This is a genomic window from Aequorivita sp. IT1282 (assembly GCF_058068205.1).
In genome coordinates, this window is sequence record NZ_JBYRHR010000003.1 from 59,632 (window position 1) to 81,422 (window position 21,791).

The 21,791-nt window shown below is 37.8% G+C and carries 16 protein-coding genes; 2 read left to right on the forward strand and 14 right to left on the reverse strand.

Annotation, left to right across the window (positions count from 1 at the left end; genetic code table 11):
• Nucleotides 1–152: 152 nt before the first annotated feature.
• Nucleotides 153–926, forward strand: a complete 774-nt coding sequence (gene mazG / locus AC3RVG_RS07140) for a nucleoside triphosphate pyrophosphohydrolase (RefSeq protein WP_489690763.1) — start codon at nucleotides 153–155, stop codon at nucleotides 924–926.
• 266 nt (nucleotides 927–1,192) lie between these two features.
• On the opposite strand, the gene AC3RVG_RS07145 is transcribed toward mazG, so the two are convergent.
• From AC3RVG_RS07145 to recG, 14 genes are all read right to left on the reverse strand, one after another.
• Complete coding sequence (locus tag AC3RVG_RS07145) at nucleotides 1,193–3,331, reverse strand: DUF349 domain-containing protein (RefSeq protein WP_489690764.1); 2,139 nt, start codon at nucleotides 3,329–3,331, stop codon at nucleotides 1,193–1,195.
• Nucleotides 3,332–3,432: 101 nt separating this feature from the next.
• Complete coding sequence (locus AC3RVG_RS07150; RefSeq protein ID WP_489690765.1) at nucleotides 3,433–4,164, reverse strand: shikimate dehydrogenase family protein; 732 nt, start codon at nucleotides 4,162–4,164, stop codon at nucleotides 3,433–3,435.
• Nucleotides 4,157–5,179, reverse strand: coding sequence for a DUF368 domain-containing protein (locus tag AC3RVG_RS07155; RefSeq protein ID WP_489690766.1), 1,023 nt, complete (start codon nucleotides 5,177–5,179; stop codon nucleotides 4,157–4,159). Before AC3RVG_RS07155 ends, AC3RVG_RS07150 begins: the two co-directional genes overlap by 8 nt.
• A 55-nt stretch (nucleotides 5,180–5,234) precedes the next feature.
• On the reverse strand, nucleotides 5,235–6,212 hold the full coding sequence (locus tag AC3RVG_RS07160) for a DUF368 domain-containing protein (RefSeq protein WP_489690767.1): 978 nt from the start codon (nucleotides 6,210–6,212) through the stop codon (nucleotides 5,235–5,237).
• A gap of 36 nt (nucleotides 6,213–6,248) precedes the next feature.
• Nucleotides 6,249–7,649: a tetratricopeptide repeat protein gene (locus tag AC3RVG_RS07165; RefSeq protein WP_489690768.1), complete on the reverse strand. Its 1,401-nt coding sequence runs from the start codon at nucleotides 7,647–7,649 to the stop codon at nucleotides 6,249–6,251.
• A gap of 142 nt (nucleotides 7,650–7,791) precedes the next feature.
• A complete protein-coding gene (locus AC3RVG_RS07170; RefSeq protein ID WP_489690769.1) occupies nucleotides 7,792–8,976 on the reverse strand; it encodes an aspartate aminotransferase family protein in 1,185 nt (394 codons plus the stop codon).
• Between the two features lie 3 nt (nucleotides 8,977–8,979).
• On the reverse strand, nucleotides 8,980–10,698 hold the full coding sequence (locus AC3RVG_RS07175) for an OstA-like protein (RefSeq protein WP_489690770.1): 1,719 nt from the start codon (nucleotides 10,696–10,698) through the stop codon (nucleotides 8,980–8,982).
• Between the two features lie 135 nt (nucleotides 10,699–10,833).
• Entirely contained in the window at nucleotides 10,834–12,105 is a 1,272-nt protein-coding gene (locus tag AC3RVG_RS07180; RefSeq protein ID WP_489690771.1) for an adenylosuccinate synthase, read from the reverse strand.
• A 6-nt stretch (nucleotides 12,106–12,111) separates the two neighbouring features.
• Nucleotides 12,112–12,585, reverse strand: a complete 474-nt coding sequence (locus AC3RVG_RS07185) for a Fur family transcriptional regulator (protein WP_489691202.1) — start codon at nucleotides 12,583–12,585, stop codon at nucleotides 12,112–12,114.
• Nucleotides 12,586–12,612: 27 nt separating this feature from the next.
• Entirely contained in the window at nucleotides 12,613–14,817 is a 2,205-nt protein-coding gene (locus AC3RVG_RS07190) for a RelA/SpoT family protein (RefSeq protein ID WP_489690772.1), read from the reverse strand.
• A 122-nt stretch (nucleotides 14,818–14,939) separates the two neighbouring features.
• Nucleotides 14,940–15,293, reverse strand: a complete 354-nt coding sequence (locus AC3RVG_RS07195) for a hypothetical protein (RefSeq protein ID WP_489690773.1) — start codon at nucleotides 15,291–15,293, stop codon at nucleotides 14,940–14,942.
• Nucleotides 15,294–15,940: 647 nt separating this feature from the next.
• Nucleotides 15,941–17,104: a M28 family peptidase gene (locus AC3RVG_RS07200; RefSeq protein ID WP_489690774.1), complete on the reverse strand. Its 1,164-nt coding sequence runs from the start codon at nucleotides 17,102–17,104 to the stop codon at nucleotides 15,941–15,943.
• 285 nt (nucleotides 17,105–17,389) lie between these two features.
• Nucleotides 17,390–17,761, reverse strand: coding sequence for a hypothetical protein (locus AC3RVG_RS07205; protein WP_489690775.1), 372 nt, complete (start codon nucleotides 17,759–17,761; stop codon nucleotides 17,390–17,392).
• Nucleotides 17,762–17,907: 146 nt separating this feature from the next.
• Nucleotides 17,908–20,013, reverse strand: a complete 2,106-nt coding sequence (gene recG, locus AC3RVG_RS07210; protein WP_489690776.1) for an ATP-dependent DNA helicase RecG — start codon at nucleotides 20,011–20,013, stop codon at nucleotides 17,908–17,910.
• 190 nt (nucleotides 20,014–20,203) lie between these two features.
• Between recG and AC3RVG_RS07215 the strand changes: the two genes are divergently transcribed.
• Entirely contained in the window at nucleotides 20,204–21,781 is a 1,578-nt protein-coding gene (locus AC3RVG_RS07215; RefSeq protein WP_489690777.1) for a T9SS type A sorting domain-containing protein, read from the forward strand.
• Nucleotides 21,782–21,791 lie beyond the last annotated feature (10 nt).

Consider the following 21,791-nt stretch of genomic DNA (forward strand, 5'->3'; position numbering starts at 1 on the left):
AAATCCCTTTACCTACTCAGGTTTGGGGGTTTTTTATTTCAGAAAAATTCACGCAAAATACATGCTCAATTCCGTGGTTATTTTTTTTAATTTTAACCTAACACCTAACACCTAACACCTAACACCTAACACCTAACACCTAACACCAATTTATGAATTCCCGAAAAGACCAATTAAAAGCCTTCGATCGTTTATTAACCATAATGGATGAATTGCGCGAGCAGTGCCCGTGGGATAAAAAGCAAACAATGGAAACGTTGCGCCATTTAACCATTGAGGAAACTTATGAGTTGGGCGATGCAATCTTAGATAAAGATCTTCAGGAAGTGAAAAAGGAGTTGGGTGATGTATTGTTGCATATTGTTTTTTATGCGAAAATAGGCAGTGAAACCAACGATTTTGATATCGCTGATGTTTGTAACAGCATTTGTGAAAAATTGATTTCTCGTCACCCACATATTTACAGCGATGTAATTGTTGCAGATGAAGAAGAAGTAAAACGCAATTGGGAAAATTTAAAGCTGAAAGAAGGTAAAACAAGTGTTTTGGAAGGCGTTCCCACATCCTTACCGGCATTAGTAAAAGCGAGTAGAATTCAAGAAAAGGTAGCAGGTGTTGGCTTTGATTGGGAAGAACCGCAACAGGTTTTTGAAAAATTACAAGAGGAATTAGGCGAGTTACAACACGAAATAAACGACGATAACAAAGACAAAATAGAAGCCGAATTTGGCGATGTTCTATTTTCAATGATAAACTACGCTCGATTTCTAAAAGTGAATCCGGAAAACGCACTGGAACGTACAAATAAGAAGTTTATCAAACGTTTTCAGTATTTAGAAGGCAAAGCAAAGGAAAGCGGAAAATCTTTAAAAGATATGACGCTTGCAGAAATGGACGTTTACTGGAATGAGGCAAAACTTCAGTAGACAGTGTTCAGTGGCAGTTTGCAGATTATAAAAAAACCCGTGTTCGTCCCGCTAGGGGAAAAATCTTGGTAGAATTTAATCCGAATTCATAATTGTTCCGCTAGGGACAAAATCTTGGTTGAATTTATTTCGAATACAGCAAATGTCCCATTCGTGACAAAACATATTTAAAAAAAATAATGGGAAGAATAGCTATAAAATTATGCTAATCTTCCCATTAAAATTTTTAATCAATCTACAATCGTAAATCTAAAATCGTATATCAATTAGTCTTCTCTAATCTCTTTAATTTTGGTAAGCTTCGCTTTCCAAACTTCAAGCTGCTCTTTATGGCGTGCAATGTTATTATGCACTTCTTTTACCATTGGGTTGTCATCGGGTACATGGCGAAAGAAACCTAAATTGTTTTCCAATTGGCGAATTTCATCACGGGTTTCGTCTATCTTTTTCGAAATAAAGAAATGCTCGTTTTGCAATTTGCGATCGTCTTCACGATTTACAAGCGTATTCAGTTTATTGTCGAATTTAATAAGCTCGGTTTCCTTTTTACCCAAATCTAATTTAGAGAACAAGCCATCCAATGTTTTATTGAATTTCTGCTCAATATTGCGTTTGTTGTAAGGTACACGGCCTATTTCTTTCCAAGCAGTAATGTTTTCTTTTATAGATTTTATGTCGGCTTTATGATCGCCGCTTAATTCAAATGAAGCGAGTTTTTCAAGCATTGCTTGTTTGGCTTCAAAGTGAACTACTTCTTCTTTATTAGCTTCGTTTTTCTGCGCGTGCAGTCTATCAAAATAATGGTTACAAGCTTTTTTAAACTGTTTCCAGATTTTGTCGCTGTCCTTTCGCGGTACGTGCCCAATGGTTTTCCAATCGTTTTGGATTTTCTTCATCAATTGGGTTGTGGCGTCAAAATCTTCACTGTCTTTACTTTCATCCGCAAGTTTTATAAGCTCGCGTTTCTTTTCCAGATTTGTGTATTGTTCTTTTTTCTGGTTTTTGTAAAAACTGTTTTTTTGGTGATTAAAACCGCCCGTAGCATCTTTAAAAGCTTTCCAGATTTCTTTATTATTAGCTCTTGGAACTCTTCCTGTATTGAAAAAAGCATCACGAAGCTCTTGTACTTTTTTGATGGCGTTTTGCCAAGCTTGGTGACTAGATTTAGTTTCTTCGGAAGCCTTTTTTATTTCTTCAATAAGTTGGTTTTTCTTTTCCAAATTATCTTCAAAATCCTTTTCCATTTCGGCCAATTGTCCTTGGCGCTTATCGTGAATAACTTTGGTAGCCTCACTGAACTTATCCCAAACTTCGTCGCGATATTCCTTAGCAACGGGGCCTACATCTTCTTTCCACATTTTGTGAAGCATCTGCAATTCACGGAATGCTTTGTTAATGTCTGCTTCTTGAGCAAGCTCTTCGGCACGGGTAATAAGTTTTAGTTTGGCGTCTAGATTATGTTTAAAATCTAGATCGCGAAACTCGCGGTTTAAATGTAAAAAGTCGTAAAAATTCTCAACGTGGTGATGGTACGTATTCCAAACAGTATTGTATTTATCTCGTGGAATAGCGCCTGCAACGTGCCATTTTTCCTGAATTTCTTTAAAGTGCTTGTAGGTAGTATTTATATTTTCCTCGGCACCCAAAAGTCCTTTCAGCTCTTCTATTAATTCCCAACGCTTATCCAGATTGGATTGAAGGTCTTTTTTAAGGTTTTTATAGTGACTGTTACGCTTTTCCTTATAATCGAAATAAAGCGAATTGAATTCTTTTTTTAGCGGAGTAGTGTAGTGGAAGTCGATGATGTTTCCGCCTTCGGCTAGAAATTCTTCCTTTTTATGCTCAAGCTCTTCGTTGAATTTACTATTGAATTCTGATCGAATTTCCTCAACGTCGTGCTTTAATTCCTGTATTCTTTTCGATTTCAGAAGTTTATCAAGCTCAGAAACCAATTCTTTTTCTGAAAGCGTACTGTAATCTTTTTGGGCTTTCTCTTCAACGTCTTCCTCTTCGTCTTCATCTTCAGACGAAGCAACTTCTTCCTCATCATCTTCGTCCTCTGAAGCTCTAGTGGCGGGAGAATCCTCCTCTTTAGCTGTGTCTGTTGAAGGCTCGTTATCGGAAGCTTCAACCTTTTCACTGGGACTAGCTTCTAATGATTCATTTTCTTTAACAGCCTCTGTTTCTTCGACCATTGCTTTTTCCACAACGTTTTCTTCTTCAGTATTTATACTATTCTCTGAATTTTCTTCAGAAGCATCTTTTTCTTCGGAAACATTTTCAGTTTCAACTACACTTTCGTCCGTTGTTTCGGAATTTTCTGAAGCAGTACTAATATCCTGATTTAATTCGTTGGTTGTAATTTCTTTTTCGTTTTCGTCGTGGGGCAGTTTTTCGTCAGACATTTGTTTCAATGTTTAGGTTCATTTTCTTAGAGGGTCAATATACTAACAACTGTGCAATTGGCAAAGCACACAGCGTTTTTTTGAGTGTTTTTGTACTATTTTTATGAATTCCAGATTTCCCAAGCTTTCTCGGCTTGTAGCTCTAACATTCTCAGTCCGTTGCTGGTTTCGGCACTTTTTAGTTTTCCGCGTTTTAAAAATTCAGATTCGGATGGATTGTAGATTAAATCGAAGAGCAAGTGATTTTTTGTTAGAAATTGGTACGGAATGGGCGGGCAATCGGTAATATTAGGAAAAGTACCCAGTGGTGTGCAGTTTACAATTAGAAGATGGTTTTCAATAATTTCCTGATTCAGTTCAGAATACAGGAAGGTGTTGACGCCACTTTTTCGACTTACAAATTTATAATCGAAACCCAAATTGCTCAAAGTATAGGTAATCGCTTTAGAAGCTCCACCCGTGCCTAAAATAAGCGCTGTTTTTTGTAGAAGTGGTAAAAATGCTTCTAGTGCCATTTTAAATCCGAAGAAATCGGTATTAAAACCTGTAAGTTTTTTGTCTTCGGAAATTTTAATTGTGTTTACGGCACCAATCTTTTTAGCCTCTGGATTTAAATTGTCGAGAAACGGAATAATCTCCTGTTTATAAGGAATTGTTACGTTAAAGCCTTTTAAATCGTTAGTTTCCGATAGAATCTTCGGAAAGAATGCAATAGAAGGAATATCGAAATTTACATAGGTATGCGGAAACTTTTCGCGTTCAAATTTTTCAGAAAAATACTTTCTCGAAAAAGAATAACTGATGTCTTTACCTATCAATCCAAACTTAGACATGTTGCTTCTTTTTAAGATTGTCGTACCAGTCTAGGCTAAGAACAATCAATATACCGATGATAATAAAAGCGATTGCCAGAATAGTTTCTGAATTAATTTGTGAAGGAAAATAGCGAGAATAGCCAGTTATTATTTCTCTGCCACTGGCGTCAATTTGTATATTTCCGAGGCTGTCCAGCGCGTGTCTTTCTATTTTCCACGGCCAAACTACGCCCAAAGAACCTGCAATAAAACCAATGATTACGGCATAAGTAGCTTTTTTGAAACGTTTTAAAACAAAGGCTAAAAGATGCGAAAGCGAGACCAAGCCAACCAATGAACCTAAAGAAAAAACCACCAACACCTCTAAAAGCTCTATGCGTTGTACGTTGTAAATCCAACTAAAATCCCATTGAAAAATATCTGCAAACGTATCAAACAATGCATTCACGGAATCCACTAAAAGTAGAACATAATTTCCTAAAAGCATTAGGATAAAAGATCCGGAAAGCCCAGGCAACGTCATTCCCGAGACACTTATTATTCCGCAGAAAAACACAAAAATTAGATTGCTGTTTTCTTTTGCGGGTTCCAAGAAACTGATCGCTACACCAGCAACAACACCGCAGAGCAGATAAGCCGCGTATTTGCGATTCCAGTCGCCAAAATCTTTGGCAATAAAATAAATGGAACCTATAATCATTCCGAAGAAAGCGCTCCACACGTAGAGCTCATAATGAACAATTAGAAAATCTAAAATTTTGGAAATGCTAAAATAACTAATCACCATTCCAAAAATCAACAAGCTTAAAAATTGCCCGTTGGTATAGCGATACAAGCTTTTAAAGCGCCCGCCAATTAATAGTTTTAAAGCTTTCTTATTTATCTTTTGAAGCGAATAAATAAATTCTTCATAAAAACCCGCTACAAAAGCAACCACGCCACCAGAAACGCCGGGTACTTTATTGGCCGCGCCCATCCCCAGTCCTTTTAAGACCAGCCAGACTTTATCTGAAACAGAGCGGTTTTCGTACATTTTAATTCAAAATTTAATTTTCAAAGTTTAAGATATACATTAAGTTGAGCTTGACTTACGATTTAGTTGTCTCTTTTTTAACTGCTAATTTTTCCAATAAGAAAATTGTTAGAAAACCAATAATAGCAAATAGAACAGCGTACATAATTTGTGGATCTCCATCAAAATTTTGGGGAAGGATGCTTCTTTCAATAAAAGGAACTTCGTCTCCCGCATGGTTTAAACGGTATTGCAACACTTCTTTCCAAGGCCAAATTTTATTAAGCGCACCAATCATAAATCCTGTAAGCACTCCTAGAATAAGGTTTTTGTGATGTTTAAACATCCAATTTAATATTTTGGAAAATGCTTTTAGCCCTATAATTGCGCCTATGGCAAATACTGTAAGTTTACCTAATGCGCCTAAGAAAAGCGAACTATTTAATGTGGTAACTCCTTCGCCTAATTGGGTTACAATGCCAATAACCGCTGTATATGCGCCCAAAAGTAGGAGTATAAATGCGCCCGATATTCCGGGAAGAATCATTGCAATAATAGCGATGAAGCCAGCTAAAAATAGAAACCACGTGCTGTCTGGAGAGCCAACGGGATCTGCAATTGTTATTAAGTACGAAGCCACAGAAGCGATAACTAGCATTACCACTACGGCTAACCTCCAATTAGTTATTTGTTTACCAACGTAAACAATACTGGCAATTACTAATCCGAAGAAAAAAGACCAAACCATTATTGGGTAAACATCTAAAAGCCAGGTAATCAATTTTGCGAGGGAGATAATACTTATAAAAATTCCCGAAAAAAGTGCGAGTAAAAAACCGAGATTATATTGTTTCCAAGCTGGAGAAAACCCTTCTTTTTTCCAAATTTTAAAAAAGCCAAGATCTATGTTATGAATAGTTTCTATAAGCTCCTCGTAGATTCCAGAAATAAAGGCGATTGTACCACCCGAAACACCAGGAACCACGTCGGCGGCGCCCATAGCGAGGCCTTTTGCAGTTATAACTAAATACTGAAGAAAATTTCTTTGAGGCATAGTTTTACTTTTCAAATAACCCCAAAAATACAGAAATTAAATCGAAGGATTTTTGTGTTGTTTGATTATTTCCTCCACCGTTTTCATTTGATATATCTGCGGAAATAATTCCTCAATAATCATCAAAAATTCGGGTTCAGATTTAAGCGCGTTTTTAAGGTGAAACGCTCCTTTATCGTTTTCGTTAAGCGTAAAATATAGCCCAGAAAGACGATATTCTATTTCGGCGTGTTCGGGATAGAACTCTAAGGCTTGGTTAAAATTATTAACGGCAGCCTCAAATTCACCTAAATTGGTTAAAAGATCGCCTCGTGTTAACCACGATTCAATTTCATAATTACCCAATTCCAAAGCTTTTCGGTAGCCAACTTCAGCTTCCTCGAAAAGACTTAATTTGTTGTTTATTTTGGCATAGCGTTTCCAATAAAGTACATTTTCACTATCAATGCTAATGGCTTTTTCAATGTAATAAAGCGCTTTATGAAATTGCTTGTTTTTTGTGTGGAAATCTGTAATAGCAATCCAGCCTTTGTCTAACAGCGAATCTTCCTCTACACACTTAGTGTAAAATTGAATTGCCATTTCGGCATTGCCTATTTTTTCGTAACACTTGCCCATTCGCAATAAAGCGTAGGAGGTAGGATCGTCCAATCCTAAAGTTATAGAATAGCTGTCGATAGCTTCGCTATACCTTTTTAATTTTTCGAGCACTCTACCTTTTTCGAGATACGCGCCTATAAAACGATCGTCGCTTATAATAGCAAAATCATAGGCTGCGAGCGCTTTTGTATAATCTTTAAGTTCGTAATATTGCTTGCCCACTTGGTGCCAAGCAACTTCGCAGTAAGGATTTTTGTTTAGAAAATCGTTTAAATATTCAATTGCCGCTTCGTATTCATTCAAATATTCGAAGCAATAGATTACGTTATAAAGCGCAGAATAATCTTCATCATCTTCTTCCAAGCACTTCATAAAATAAACCTTTGCATTTTCATAATCTTCCATAAAAAGATACTCCATACCCAATAATGAAAGCACATCGGCTTCATCGTCGGTTATATCCAAAGCTTGCTCTAAAAGTGTAATTGCTTCTTTGTGCTTGTCGCGACGCGAAAAGATATTTGCTTTTTGAATGTAAATTTCCTCATTGCTTTGTTCTAATTGGTACAATTCATCCAAAAGTTCATCAGCGATGTCTAATTGGTTTTCGAAAATGTACATTTCAATTCTAAAAAGCTTCAGGTTTGTGGAAGATGGGTGTTGTTCCAGCCCTAATTTAGTTGCCTTTTTGGCTAGTGCAATTTTTCCGTTTTCCAGGTAATGATGCACTATTTCTTCAAATTCCTCAGAGTCGAAAAATAGAACGCTGTTGGTTTTCAGCATAGATTCAAATCTTTCCAGCGAGAAGTTATTATGCTCGTTTGAACTTAATTGCATACGCACGTTTTAACGGGTTTCTTCTATTTTAAAGATAATAATGTATAAATAAGTTCAATAGTTATGCCGCGTTTCTTGTTAACGGACTTATCAACAAAACGACAATTGGTAAAGCGTTGTATTTAAAAGGATTGCGTGTTTTTTATCGTACTTGCAGCGTGTTCAAAACATCTGACAGTATGTTGCAACCTTCCTCAATCTCGTCATTGCTGATTGTGAGTGGTGGCGTAATGCGAATTGCACGACCTTCAAAAAGTAGCCAAAAAAGAATTAACCCGCGCTCTTTACAGGCAAGGATTACTTTAGTAGCAATTTCAGCATTTTCCATCATTGCCGCAAGCATTAGTCCTCTTCCGCGAACCTCTTTTATCATAGAGTGTTTCAGAAGTTTTCTGAAAAGTTTTTCCTTTTGAAGTGTTTGCGCTATAATATCCGTTTCTGTCAGTTCTTGGAGCGTTGCCAAAGCGGCAGCCGCAATAACTGGGTTTCCGCCAAAAGTGGTAATATGTCCCAGTTTCGGGTTATCTTGAAGCAAAGCCATAACCTCGTGCGAAGCCGTAAATGCGCCAATTGGCAAACCACCACCCATTCCTTTTCCCATCACTAAAATATCGGGCGCGATACCGAAATGCTGAAAAGCGAATAGTTTTCCGGTACGTCCAAACCCTGGTTGAATTTCGTCTAAAATAAGTAGCGTTCCTGTTTCATCGCAACGTTGACGCACCTTTTTTAAATAATCATTTTCAGGTTGAATAAAGCCTGCGCCACCTTGAATTGTTTCCAAAATAATCGCTGCCGTTTCTGAAGTAATTTTCTGTAGATCTGCTTCGTCATTAAAAGTAATCGGGAAGCAATCTGGAACCAACGGTTTAAAAGCATTTTTGCGTTCTTCAAAACCCATTACGCTCATCGAGCCCATAGTGTTGCCGTGATAAGCATTGTTAGCATACAGAAGTTGGGTTCTTCCCGTTGCACGTCGTGCGAGTTTTAAAGCGCCTTCAATAGCCTCGGTGCCACTATTTACTAAATAAGTAGTGTTTAAATTCTTCGGAAGATTTTCGGCAAGCAATTTTGCAAGTGCTACAGGTTGGTCTTGAATATATTCGCCATAAACCATGACGTGCAAATATTTTTCAGCTTGATTTTTTATTGCCGAAACCACTCGCGGATGGCAATGCCCCAAAGTAGATGCAGAAACACCGGCCACAAAATCTAAATGCTTTCCGCCCGAAGTGTCGTAAACATAACTTCCTTTGGCGTGCGAAATTTCTAGCGCCAACGGATGCGGAGTTGTTTGAGCTTGATATTTGTAGAAATCTTCTTTCATTTTTTAAGCCCCTTTTGGGGGTTTGGGGGCCGTTTCCGGTTTTGGATCGTCGGGTCGGTTTTGAAAATCTTTCGGACTTAATTTTGATTCTTCGGGAAGTTGTAGTTTATCTTCGGTTACATCTTCAAAAAATTCGCCTTCATCTTTGGGTAAAGGAATACCTGTAATTTTCGGAAGTATGGGTGCCGGTTTTCCTTTAAATAAATCTTCAACCTTGTACAATCTTTCTTCGCCTCGCCATTGAAAACCGGGCAGTATCCGCGCGTTTTCGGGCAACATGGAAGGAGGATAAACTTTTCCGTCGGCTTTTTTTATAAATCGAATTCCGGTAATCTTTTGCTCTTCCAAATACATTTGGATAGAACTAGAAACCGTATTATTTATCCCCACCAATTCATCTTTATCATTTCGGGAATAAAAAATTACTTGGGTGTTTTTATTAATATTTACAGTGTCTAATTCATTATTGGTGAAAAGCCCAATAAGCCGCTCGCCCTTTACCTGATTGAAACCCAAACTGTCTTTTTGAACTAAAAAGGCGTTGTTAAAAACTTTGAGCGTATCAAGTTTATCGGTAATCGTATCTGAAAGTAGGTGGATGGTATCGCCAATCATTTGGTTTTCGCCACTCCAAAGCACTGGATTCCGAAGTAATTTTGTGATTCCTCTTTTTTCATTCACATAAATAGAGTCGCATTTTCCACTGGTGGGTTCATCGCCAACTTTCCCTGGTTTAAAAAGGCGTGCGCGATAATATCCTTTCAAAATTCTATTATCTGGTTTTCCCGTTACTCGCAGCGTATCTGCGTGTACATAAATTGAATCGCCATCGCGAACGGTAATAGCTACGGCACGTTTCGTTATAAAAACAGAATCTTTTTCTCGGAAAACTTCGGCGTAATGACCACGGATTAGGCTTTTATTAATTGTGTCTAAAACCCGAATATTATTAGTGGCAGAAGCAAAACTTTTATTTCTGTCAAAATAAATACTATCGCCATAAAGCGTGCGATTTTCGTAATCTATTTTTGAATTTTTCACAAAATAACCCGTATCGCCACGAGTATCGTAATAGCCGCGCTCACAGTAAACGGTGCTGGTTTCGCTTACAATTGTGGAAGGCCCGTAAAGATACGCGGCTCCAGTGTCTGAGAAAAAATCGAGCTGATTGCTGTTTACCGTATATTTTGGGTTTACAATTTTTACGTTTTGAAGAAATTGGTATTTTTTACTTTCAGCGAAATACCTGCCAGAGCGGCTGGTCAAAACACTGGCAGTATCTTGCACGGTGCCGCCGGTTCTGTAATAGGCTTGCTGTTTTATTCTATCAAAATAGAGGGTGTCGGTTTTAAGAGTGGTTTTGGGTTCGGTTAAAACCACATCGCCCGTAGCAAATGCAAACTGAGTGTTTCCGTTGTATTCAGCGTATTTGCTGTTCATGGAAACCGTATCGCCTTGTGTAATTCGTACGTCGCCATAGGCTTTCACGAAGTTGCTCTTCAAATATACAAAAGCTTGGTCGCACCACATTTCTACACCTTCGTGCACGATGTAAACTTGCCCAGTTTCGTCTTTAGTATAAATTGCGGCATTCGGAAATTCGGGCCGTATTTCGAGATAACCAGATTGGATATCGACTTTTTGTTTTTCTTGTGCGGAAAGATTTATTCCGAAGAAGAGAAGAAAAAAAATGTAAAAATGATATAATGAAATTGCTTTCAAATGTTTTTTATTTTTAAAAACTTCCACCCAAACATCTCGAATACCTACAAGGTTTTAAAAACCTTGCAGGAGAAACTGAATTCTTCACAAAAGAATTATTTTTCATTAGCAACGAAAATATCAACCAAAAATTGATTATCGAATAATTGTCTGTTTTCTGTCTGGTCCAACAGAAACGATTTTGATTGGCACTTCTAACTCTTTTTCTAAATAACTTATATAGTCATTTAATGCTTTTGGCATTTGCGAATCTTCGGTCATTTTAGTCAAATCTGCTTGCCAACCGCTCATTTCAGTATAAACTGGAGTTACGTTTTCCGCTTCAATATTATATGGGAAATGGTGAATAGTTTCTCCTTTATAATTATAAGCAGTACAAACTTTAAGGGTTTTAAAACCACTTAAAACGTCGCCTTTCATCATAATTAATTGAGTAACACCATTTACTTGAACTGCATAACGCAACGCAACTAAATCTAACCAGCCACAGCGTCTTGGACGACCAGTGGTTGCGCCAAATTCGTTACCCACACGACCCATTGTTTCGCCTACTTCGTCAAAAAGTTCGGTAGGGAAGGGGCCACTACCCACGCGGGTTGTGTATGCTTTAAAAATTCCGAAGACTTCTTTTATCTTGCCCGGAGCTACGCCTAAGCCGGTACAAGCTCCAGCAGCTGTAGTGTTCGATGAGGTTACAAAAGGATAGGTTCCAAAATCAATGTCGAGCAGAGAGCCTTGTGCGCCTTCGGCAAGAATGGTTTTTCCTTCTTTCTGTGCTTGGTGAAGGTATTCTTCACTATCAATAAAAGTAAGGGATTTCAATACTTCAACAGCTTTAAAGAAGTCTGCTTCCAAATCTGCCAAGTCGTATTGAATATCAACATTATAAAAATCAATCATCGCTTCGTGCTTATCTGCTAAAGCGCGATATTTTTCCTGCCAGTCATTCATTTCCAAATCGCCCACACGAATACCGTTGCGGCCTGTTTTGTCCATGTAAGTTGGGCCAATACCTTTAAGAGTTGAGCCTATTTTTGCTTTTCCTTTTGAAGCTTCGGAAGCTGCATCTAGCAATCTGTGCGTTGGCAAAATAAGATGTGCCTTACGAGAAATAAGCAAACTCTTTTTAAGATCTAAATTGAATTTTGCAAGGTTGTCCAGTTCTCTTTTGAAAATCACCGGATCAATCACTACGCCGTTACCCACCAAATTGATTGTGCCTTCGTGAAAAATTCCACTAGGGATAGTGTGCAATACGTGTTTGTGACCGTCAAATTCTAGCGTGTGACCAGCATTTGGCCCGCCCTGAAAACGTGCAATTATATCATAGTTTTTCGTTAGGACATCAACAATTTTTCCTTTGCCTTCGTCGCCCCATTGTAGTCCAAGTAGTAAGTCTACTGCCATAATTTTTTATTGATTGTTCCCGTCATCGGTTGTTGCGGGTGTTTTTTTATTTCCGTAAAAATAAAGTGAATGGTTTGTTATTTCAATATCGAAAACCTCTTCGATGGTTTTTTTTATGCTTTGTATTCGTGGGTCGCAAAACTCGATTACTTCGCCATCACCGAGGATAACGTGGTCGTGGTTGCGATCAAAATACGATTTTTCGTAATGTGCTTGATTTTGCCCAAATTGATGTTTGCGTACCAGTCCACATTCCAAAAGTAATTCTATAGTATTGTAAAGCGTAGCGCGGCTTACGCGGTAATTTTTATTCTTCATATTTATATACAACGATTCAATATCAAAATGGTCGTCGTGATCGTAAATTTCTTGAAGAATGGCATAGCGCTCTGGCGTTTTTCGGTGTCCTTTTTGCTCAAGGAATCCGGTGAAAACGTTCTTTACAATTGCCTGATTTGTTATATCTGTTTTTGAACTCATAATTACGGTTGCAAAGTTACTCAATTTTTACACTCTAGTAACTTTATCAATTCCGTTTATTTTTTTGATGTTGTCTACTAAATTATTTAGAATGGTTTTGTTTTTTACAACAACCACAATTTTTCCTGTAAAAACCCCGTCGTTACTATCAAAGTGTACGCTTTTCATATCTATATGAAGGTTGTTAGAGATAACTTTCGTAACCTCATTTACCAGTCCGATGGTGTCTATGCCTGAAATATTTAAAACTGCCTTAAATTCGCGCTGCGTGCTATCAATCCATTTGGCGGGCATAATCCGATAGCTGTAATTACTCTGAAGTTGCAAGGCATTTGGACAGTTAGTTTTATGAACTTTAATGCCTTCATTCACCGTTACAAAACCGAAAACATCATCGCCAGGAATGGGATTGCAGCAATTCGCCATTTTATATTCTAGCTTATCTTCGTTTTTACCAAATACAAGCTGATCGAACTTTTCGGTGATTTCTTCTTTATTTACATCTTCAGGTTTGTCTGGCTTCCGGATTCTGTTTTTAAAGAAACTGATAAAAGCATTACTTCGCGAAGCAGCAAAATCTTTCAATTTTGGATTGTCTATAATTCCCGCACCCACGCGATAATATAAATCGAGACTGGTTTTTACTTTAAAGAATACAACCAATTGATTAAGCGTACTCTCGTCAAGATTTATTTTTAATGACTTTAACTTACGTCCTAAAATAACTTTGCCTTCTTCAGCAAGTTGTTTCTTTTCGTCTTTTAAAGACGATTTTATTTTTGAACGTGCGCGTCCGGTAGTGGCGTAATTTAGCCAGTTGGCGGTGGGTTTGGCGTTATCGGTTGTAATTACTTCAACTTGATCGCCACTTTTAATTTCGTGGCTTAAAGGGACTAATTTGCCATTCACCTTTGTGCCACGAGTGTGCATCCCAATTTCGGTGTGAATGTGAAAAGCGAAATCTAAAGCCGTTGCGCCTTTCGGAAGAGAATATAAATCTCCTTTTGGAGAAAAGACGAAAATTTCTTTCGCGTAAAGATTCAGTTTAAATTCTTCTACAAAATCTACAGCGCTAATCTCTGAATTTTCAAGTGTATCCTGCAGTTTATCTAGCCAGTTTTCAAGTCCGCCGTCATCTTTTTCCTTGTTTTTATATTTATAGTGAGCGGCAAATCCTTTTTCGGCAATTTCGTTCATTCGCTCGCTGCGAATCTGCACTTCAACCCAACGGCCTTTTGGACCCATTACGGTAATGTGCAAAGCTTCATAACCTGTAGATTTTGGCGAAGAAATCCAATCGCGTAAACGAATAGGATTTGGGCGAAAATGATCTGTAACGATTGAATATATTTTCCAAGCGAAGAATTTTTCGTTTTCTGGCGTGCTTTTATAAATTATACGAACAGCGAATTTATCATAAACCTCGTCGAAGGTTACGTTCTGCGCCAGCATTTTTCTTCGGATAGAAAAGATGGACTTTGGACGACCTTTTATTTCGTATTCAAGGTTTTCTGAGTCCAGCGTGTTTTTTATCACTTTATTGAAAGCATCAATATAAGCGTCCTGTTCTTCTTTGCTTTCCTTTATGCGACCTAGAATATCTGAGTAAACTTCGGGTTCAGTAAATTTGAGACCCAAGTCTTCCAGTTGAGATTTTATGTTGTAAAGTCCGATGCGATGGGCTAGGGGCGCGTAGATATAAAGAGTTTCCGAAGCAATTTTCCGTTGTTTATCGGGCGGCATGCTGTCCATCGTTTGCATATTGTGGAGCCTGTCCGCAATTTTTATAATGATTACACGAATGTCTTCATTTAATGTAAGCAGCATTTTCCGAAAATTTTCGGCTTGCATAGATACATCTTCAGACATATTAATATGCGCAATCTTTGTTAAGCCGTCTACAATGCGGGCCACAACGGAACCGAACATACGTTCAATATCATTTAAATCGTATTCGGTATCCTCAACTACATCGTGCAAAAGCGCTGCGGCGATAGAGGTGGCGTCCAAACCAATCTCTGCAGCAACAATTTTAGCAACAGCAATAGGATGAAAAATATAGGCTTCGCCACTTTTACGGCGTTGTTCTTTATGAGCATCTACGGCAAGGTCAAACGCGCTGCGAATCAGTTTTTTATCCTCTTTAGAAAGGGTTCTGTAACTTATCTTGAGCAACTGTTTATACTGCTTTGCGAGCTCTTTTTTCTCTTCTTCTATGGCGGCTTCTGTCATATCCTAAAAGTACAGATAAGTAATTTAATTGACAAGAAAATTAATGAAGCAGCTTGCAGAATTTATAGCAGAATTAAAGGTTAAAAAGGAGGATTGGCTAAATTAAAACTAGGGAAGTAATTTTAGTTCAATTCTGTGTTGTCCTCACTATTTCGCGCTAAAAGTTTAATTGAAACTTTATAAGTGGCAGAATAAATAAGTCCGGATTGAGAAGATTTTAATGTCAAGAATGCTTTTTTATACCATTTTGGGTCAGTGGCTTTCTTTTTAGATTCTTCGTGAGTGGCAGTTGTGTGGACTGCGCCATTTTGCCAAGACTCAATTTTATAAATACCAATTCCGAAGTGTTCAACACGTTCAAGCACGGTTTCAAAATCTGACTCAGAAAAATGTTGAATGGTCTCATTGTCTGATCCGTCGTTCAAGTTTTTTAAATCAATAAATATATTTTTTTCTAAGAATTCAGTTTGTTCCATGTTCTTGTATAAGTTGTGTTGTTTTGGCGCCTAATTGGTAACTGCAAAACTAATTGAAAATCTGTGAAGATTATCGTTTAGTAGGGGAGAATAATATTTTTAAAGAAGTGGTGTATTAACCTTCGTTGTCTGATGTGGTGCGTGTTACTCGGCGAGGTATCTTTTCAGCACTTTCTTTTCAAAGTTTTTATCACTCCAGATTTCAATTTTATAAGAATCTCCACCAATCTCGTCGTCCTCGATAGCTAAGTCAGAGCTATAAATTCGGATTTTGTAATCGTCAGGTTTAATTTGAATTTCAAGTTCTACGATTGAGTTGGCACAATCGTGAATTTGTAAAATTCCAGATTTCAGATTTCAACCGGCTTCAACGACGTGGTCATAGTTACTAAAAGTCTCCGTTTTATTCTCTTTCTCCAGTATGTGGATTTCTCCTATTACCGGCCCGTAACTGGCTGTGCTAACTCCAAAAATTCTATTTTAAATCGCTAATCGGTCATTATGAGCCACTTGTGTCCAAAAATCGTCAGAATCGGTTCTTCCGGGCGTATTTTTATCACATATATAGAATTGGTTATATGAGGTGAGAAATATAAAACTGTGTTTCATTATGAAAGCTCTTTATCCCAAAACTACAATAAATTGCTTCACTCAATAACAATTTTCTTGGTAGCTAAGTGCTTTCCATTTTTGAAGACGGCGGCGTATATGCCGCTTTGTAAAAAGCCTAAATCCAAGATATTGGTCATAGAATTTAAAGAATTGCTGTAAACTATTTTTCCTAAAACATCAAAAACCGTTAATTCTACTTGATCTTCAGAAAGTGAGTTTAAATGTATGTTTACGCTGCCGTTGGAAGGATTGGGATAAACAATAATATTTTCAGCAAATCCATTTTCAGAAACGCCCAAAGTTTCGCGGGCAACTGCAAAATGCAATGCTGAGCCCATTGTGCCTTTGGCAACCTCAAAAACGTAGTTGGGATCCATGTTTTCAATAATGTCGTTGGGACCGTGTGGGTAGGGCGATTCATTTGCTTCGTATAAGCCGGTAATTACTTCGCCATTGTTTTCAAAAGGAACATAATCAGAACCATAAGCGTATGAAATTTGAGTCTGTAGGTTTGAATAAAGCCCAAAACAATTTGCCATTTCCTGCGTAGCTTGTGAAGACGCAGCATTGTTAGAGTTTGGCGAACTTTCGTCGCGTTCGCAAACGATAGTAGTATTGTTCATTCCGGCAACGCCGCCCACTTGGTCAATATTCAAAACTAACTTAATGTCTAAGTTTTCAGGAATTACAGTATTGTTTACATAATATTCACTGCCAAGTAATCCTTCTTCTTCGCCGCTAAAATGTATAAACTTGATGGAATATTCGGTATCTACATCTTTCAGCAGTCTGGCCAATTCCATTATAAGCACGGTTCCGCTACCGTTATCGTTGGCGCCGGGACCATTTACAGTGTCGTAATGCCCGTCTATTATAAGAAGTGTATTTGGGTAAACGCTACCGGTTTTTGTTATAATAATATTGGAAGTAGTCTGTCCGAAAACCGTAAAAGGCTGCGTTTCAATTGCAGTGTATCCTAAGGTTTGGTATCTGCCAATTATCCAATCTTTTGCGTCTTCTATGGCGCTGGTTCCGGGTTCTTTTACGCCAAAATCTACCAATGTTGTTAAATCATCTAGAATGTTTGTGGCGGAAACGTTTTCGACAATTCCGTTGTAGTAAGGGTTGAAAACCTGCGCATTAACAGGTAAAATAGAGAAAAAGAATGCGCAAATAAATAAGCGGAGTAGGGATTTCATTGGATTAAATTTTTGGTGAAAGTATTTCTTTTTCGATTAAAACTGAAAGACATTTTAAGTTTTTACAAAATATAATTCCAAATAGTCCAATCTGTTACAGGCCGTGGCGAATTGTTTTCTATAAAAATATATCCTTCTGAAGAATGAATTGGGAGTGTTTTTAGAATATTTCCGGAGGAATGATTACCTAAATATTCAGTTAAAAGTACTCAATGAATTAAATAGGTGAGTGGGATAAGACTAATTATAATTTAAGTAAATCCACAATCAGAGAATTCTAGAAGACTACTTTATTTTAGTGAAATAGAATTCGGTTATATCGCTTAAATAAAGCTGGCCTTCATTATTAATAGAATAATTGGTAGTCTCAATATCCCCGTTGAAATCAAGTTTTAATATATTATCATTAGTAGTCCACTCAAACGTCAAAGCGCTCGATATTCCTTGATTTTCATCGCCTTCGCGTTGGGTTCTAATTCCGGTGTTGTCTGAACTAAAAACTAATTTGTATTCAAACTCGTTAGTAACATCGCTTCTAAGCCACTCTCCAAGTAAAGCGTTCGTAGATTTTCCGCTGTTATGATCGTCGTTACAAGCAATGATAGTAATTGCGACAAATAAAAAGATGCTTGCTTTTAGAGTTTTAAATCCTTTCATAACAGGTTTTTTGAGATTTTTCAGTTTTTCAAAGTTTGATAATGAAATAAATAAAGTTTTATTTATTTCATATTATTCGATGTAAATATAAGCAAACCATGCATTATTTAATTAATTATTGTTTTCAACTTGGTGATATTATTTGGTTAAGATATATAATTCCAAATATTTCGATACTTCACGAGCTGTGCATAGGTATTGTTAATAGGAATATTTTCCTCGGAAGAAAGATTAGGATCTGCTTTTAGTGTTTGAATGGCATAACTACGCGCGATTTTCAATATTTCAGAATCTTTAATTATATCGGCAATACGAAGGTTTAGCACGCCACTTTGTTGGGTGCCCATCAAATCGCCGGGACCGCGAAGTTTTAAATCTACTTCGGCAATTTCAAAACCATCGCTGGTGCGAACCATAGTTTCAAGTCGGGTTTTGGCATCTGCGGATAGTTTGTGGCTGGTCATTAAAATGCAGTAACTCTGCTCGGCACCTCTACCAACTCTTCCGCGCAATTGATGTAATTGTGAAAGCCCAAAACGCTCTGCACTTTCAATAATCATCACGCTGGCATTTGGAACATTTACGCCAACTTCAATTACTGTTGTGGCTACCATAATTTGCGTTTCGCCTTTCACAAAACGGTTCATTTCATAATCTTTATCGGCAGGTTTCATCTTCCCGTGAAGGATGGAAACTTGATAATTTGGCTGCGGAAATTCACGTACAATACTCTCGTATCCGTCCATCAAATCTTTGTAATCCATGGTCTCACTTTCCTGTATTAAAGGGTACACAATATACACCTGTCTTCCCTTGCTAATTTCGTCCTTTATAAAGCGAAAAACCTTTAGTCTATTTGCGTCAAAACGATGCACAGTTTTGATGTCTTTTCTGCCCGGTGGAAGCTCATCAATTACACTAATATCTAGGTCGCCATAAACACTCATGGCAAGGGTGCGGGGGATGGGGGTAGCGGTCATTACAAGCACGTGTGGTGGGTACTCATTTTTATGCCATAATTTGCTGCGTTGCTCCACTCCAAAACGATGTTGTTCGTCCACAATTGCAAGCCCTAAATTCTTAAATTTCACCTTATCTTCGAGCAATGCATGTGTGCCAATTAGGATATCTAATTCGCCATTTTCGAGTTTTTTGTGAATTTCTCGTCTCTTTGAAGTTTTGGTTGAACCAGTAAGTAATTCAATACTGGTGTTGAGGCTTTTACATAATTCCATTAAACCGTTATAGTGTTGGACTGACAAAATTTCAGTCGGTGCCATTAAGCAGGCTTGGAAACCGTTGTCAAGTGCTATTAACATTGACATTAACGCTACTATTGTTTTGCCCGAACCTACATCACCCTGCAAAAGTCGATTCATCTGTGCGTTGCTACCTAAATCGTTGCGGATTTCTTTGATTACTCGCTTCTGTGCTTCGGTTAATTCGAAGGGTAAATGCTCTGAAAAAAAGGTATTGAAATTATGCCCAATTTTATCAAAAGTATACCCCTTAATTTTAGATTTATGGACAAGGTTTTTTCGAATTAATTGCAGTTGAATATAGAACAATTCTTCAAATTTTAATCGGTATTCTGCACGTGCTAAATGTGCCTGACTTTTTGGAAAATGTATGTTGAAAAGTGCCTCCTTTTTTGAGGCTAATTTTAGCTGTTCCAAAAGTGGTTTTGAGAGGGTCTCAGCGAAGGCATTTTTGCTCTCTAAAAACAGCTGTTGCATCAGTCCATTTATCACCCTATTTGTGATGCCGCTGTTACCCAATTTTTCGGTTGAAGGATACACCGGTTGCATGGCTGAACGAATGCTTTTTTCGTGCGCATCGAGCAATTCCATTTCTGGATGTGGCATTGAAAAACTGCCGTTGAAATAATTCGTTTTTCCGAAAATTACATACGGAACATTCAGCTTTAAATTTTCACGAATCCATTTTTGACCACGAAACCAAACCAATTCCATGCTGCCAGTTTCGTCAATAAAAGTTGCAACCAATCGCTTGCCTCGTTTTTGTTCTACGGTTTTAATATGTGTTAGTTTTCCAACAATTTGAACTTCGGCATTGGTTTGTTGTAGTTGGCCTATTTTATAATATTGTGTTCGGTCTAGGTATCGATTCGGGAAAAGATTCAACAAATCCTGAAAGGTGTGAATGCCGAGTTCTTTTTTCAGCAAATCTGCCCGGTTTGGGCCTACGCCTTTAAGATAATCTATGGGAGTTTGCAGGAAATTAGCATTCATAAAGTATTGAGGTAAGTTTCGGTATAATTCTTTCGAACCAATTGGTCTCTAGATTTAAATGATATATTTGTCTAAATCTTTGCTAAATTAAGCAATCCTTTTTTTATGAAATGTCCATCAACGATTATAAAACTAACCAAGGGAAGGATATTTTGACATTTCACCCTTCTTAACCGATTATTATTTAAAAATGAAAAAAAACTACCTATTATTTGCATTAGCGTTGTTCCTGCAGTTCTCGGCTTTTGCGAACGCGGTTACCACTCCAGAACTTTCAACTAGGCTTACGGAAGCTTTTCCGTTAGAAATGCCAGTTTTAAAACCATACCCAATTTATATGAATGCCTCTGTTGATGCACCCGATAGCCTTTCGGAAGTGATTGTAAATATTAACGGTACAGATTACCCAGCGGTAGCAGAAACAGGTTTTTATTACTATTTGTGGACTCCCGCTAATTACGGAGCGCATACAATTGTAATTACTGCGAAAACAACCGATGGCGACGAAACTACACTTACCCGAAACATTACGGTTAATGAAACTGCCACATCGCAAGTAGTGCGTAGTTTAGAAGATGTGGTAATTGAATTTACGGGCCAAAACGACCGTTGGTATTACGGAACCCATACTTTTCCGCAGTCTGTGGGTGCTTACAACGACCTAAACGCAATTTTTGAAGTGGAATGCCCTAGCATTCCCGGAGGTTGTGATGACTGGGATCGTTGGGCTTTTATAGATGTGAAAGCGCCAGATGGCAATTGGATTCAGCTAATTAGATATATTACACCATATCGCGTGGCTTGCGATCACGAATTAAATATTACCGATTATATGTCGCTTCTTCAAGGTGAGGTAGAAATACGCGTTTTTATAGACACTTGGGGAACTGGTGGATGGCAACTTACCCTAGACGCCGAATATACAGCTGGCGCACCTGAATACGCTTACAGCAACGTTGTGGAAGTTTGGGACGATGGTTATGCTTTTGGCGATCCTGCCAATTTGCAACCCGTTGAAACTTTTAGCGTAAATATACCAGAGCAGGTTGAAGCTTCACATTTACGTGTTTCTAACACTGGCCACGGCTGGGGAGGAAACAATACATCAAATGCCGCAGAGTTTTTTAATGCATATCACTACTTTGATATTGATGGTGTTGAAACTTTTGAGCAGCATCTATTTAACTCTTGTAATCCCAACCCCGATAATTGTACGGGTCAGCAAGGTACGTGGCAATACAATCGTGCTGGTTGGTGTCCAGGCGCTATTTCGCCACCAGATATTTTCGATTTAACCCAATATGCGGGAACTACTTTTAATCTCGACTACCGTTTTCATCCTTCTTATCAAGATTTTTGTCACCCAAACAATCCCGATTGTATTTCAGGACAAACTTGTGCAGACTGTAACGACGGTTACAACCCTATATACTACGTGGATACCCACATTATAAACCAAAGCAATAACCCGATGGTTTACGGAAATATCTTGGGAGTTAATAGTATAGATAATACGCAGGTTTATGACATTTCGATATTTCCGAATCCTTCAAACGGAATATTTCAAATAAAAACGAAGTATCCCGAAAGTGTTTCGCGATTAACTATCAATACTGTGGACGGCAAATCTGTAAAGGCTTATTATTTTAATTCGGTTGCAGAATTGAATAATTATTCTTTCGATGTTTCCAATCTTTCAAGCGGTGTTTATTTCATCAATCTTGAAAATAGTTATGGTACAGGCGTGAAAAGAATTATATTAGAATAGAAAATTAATT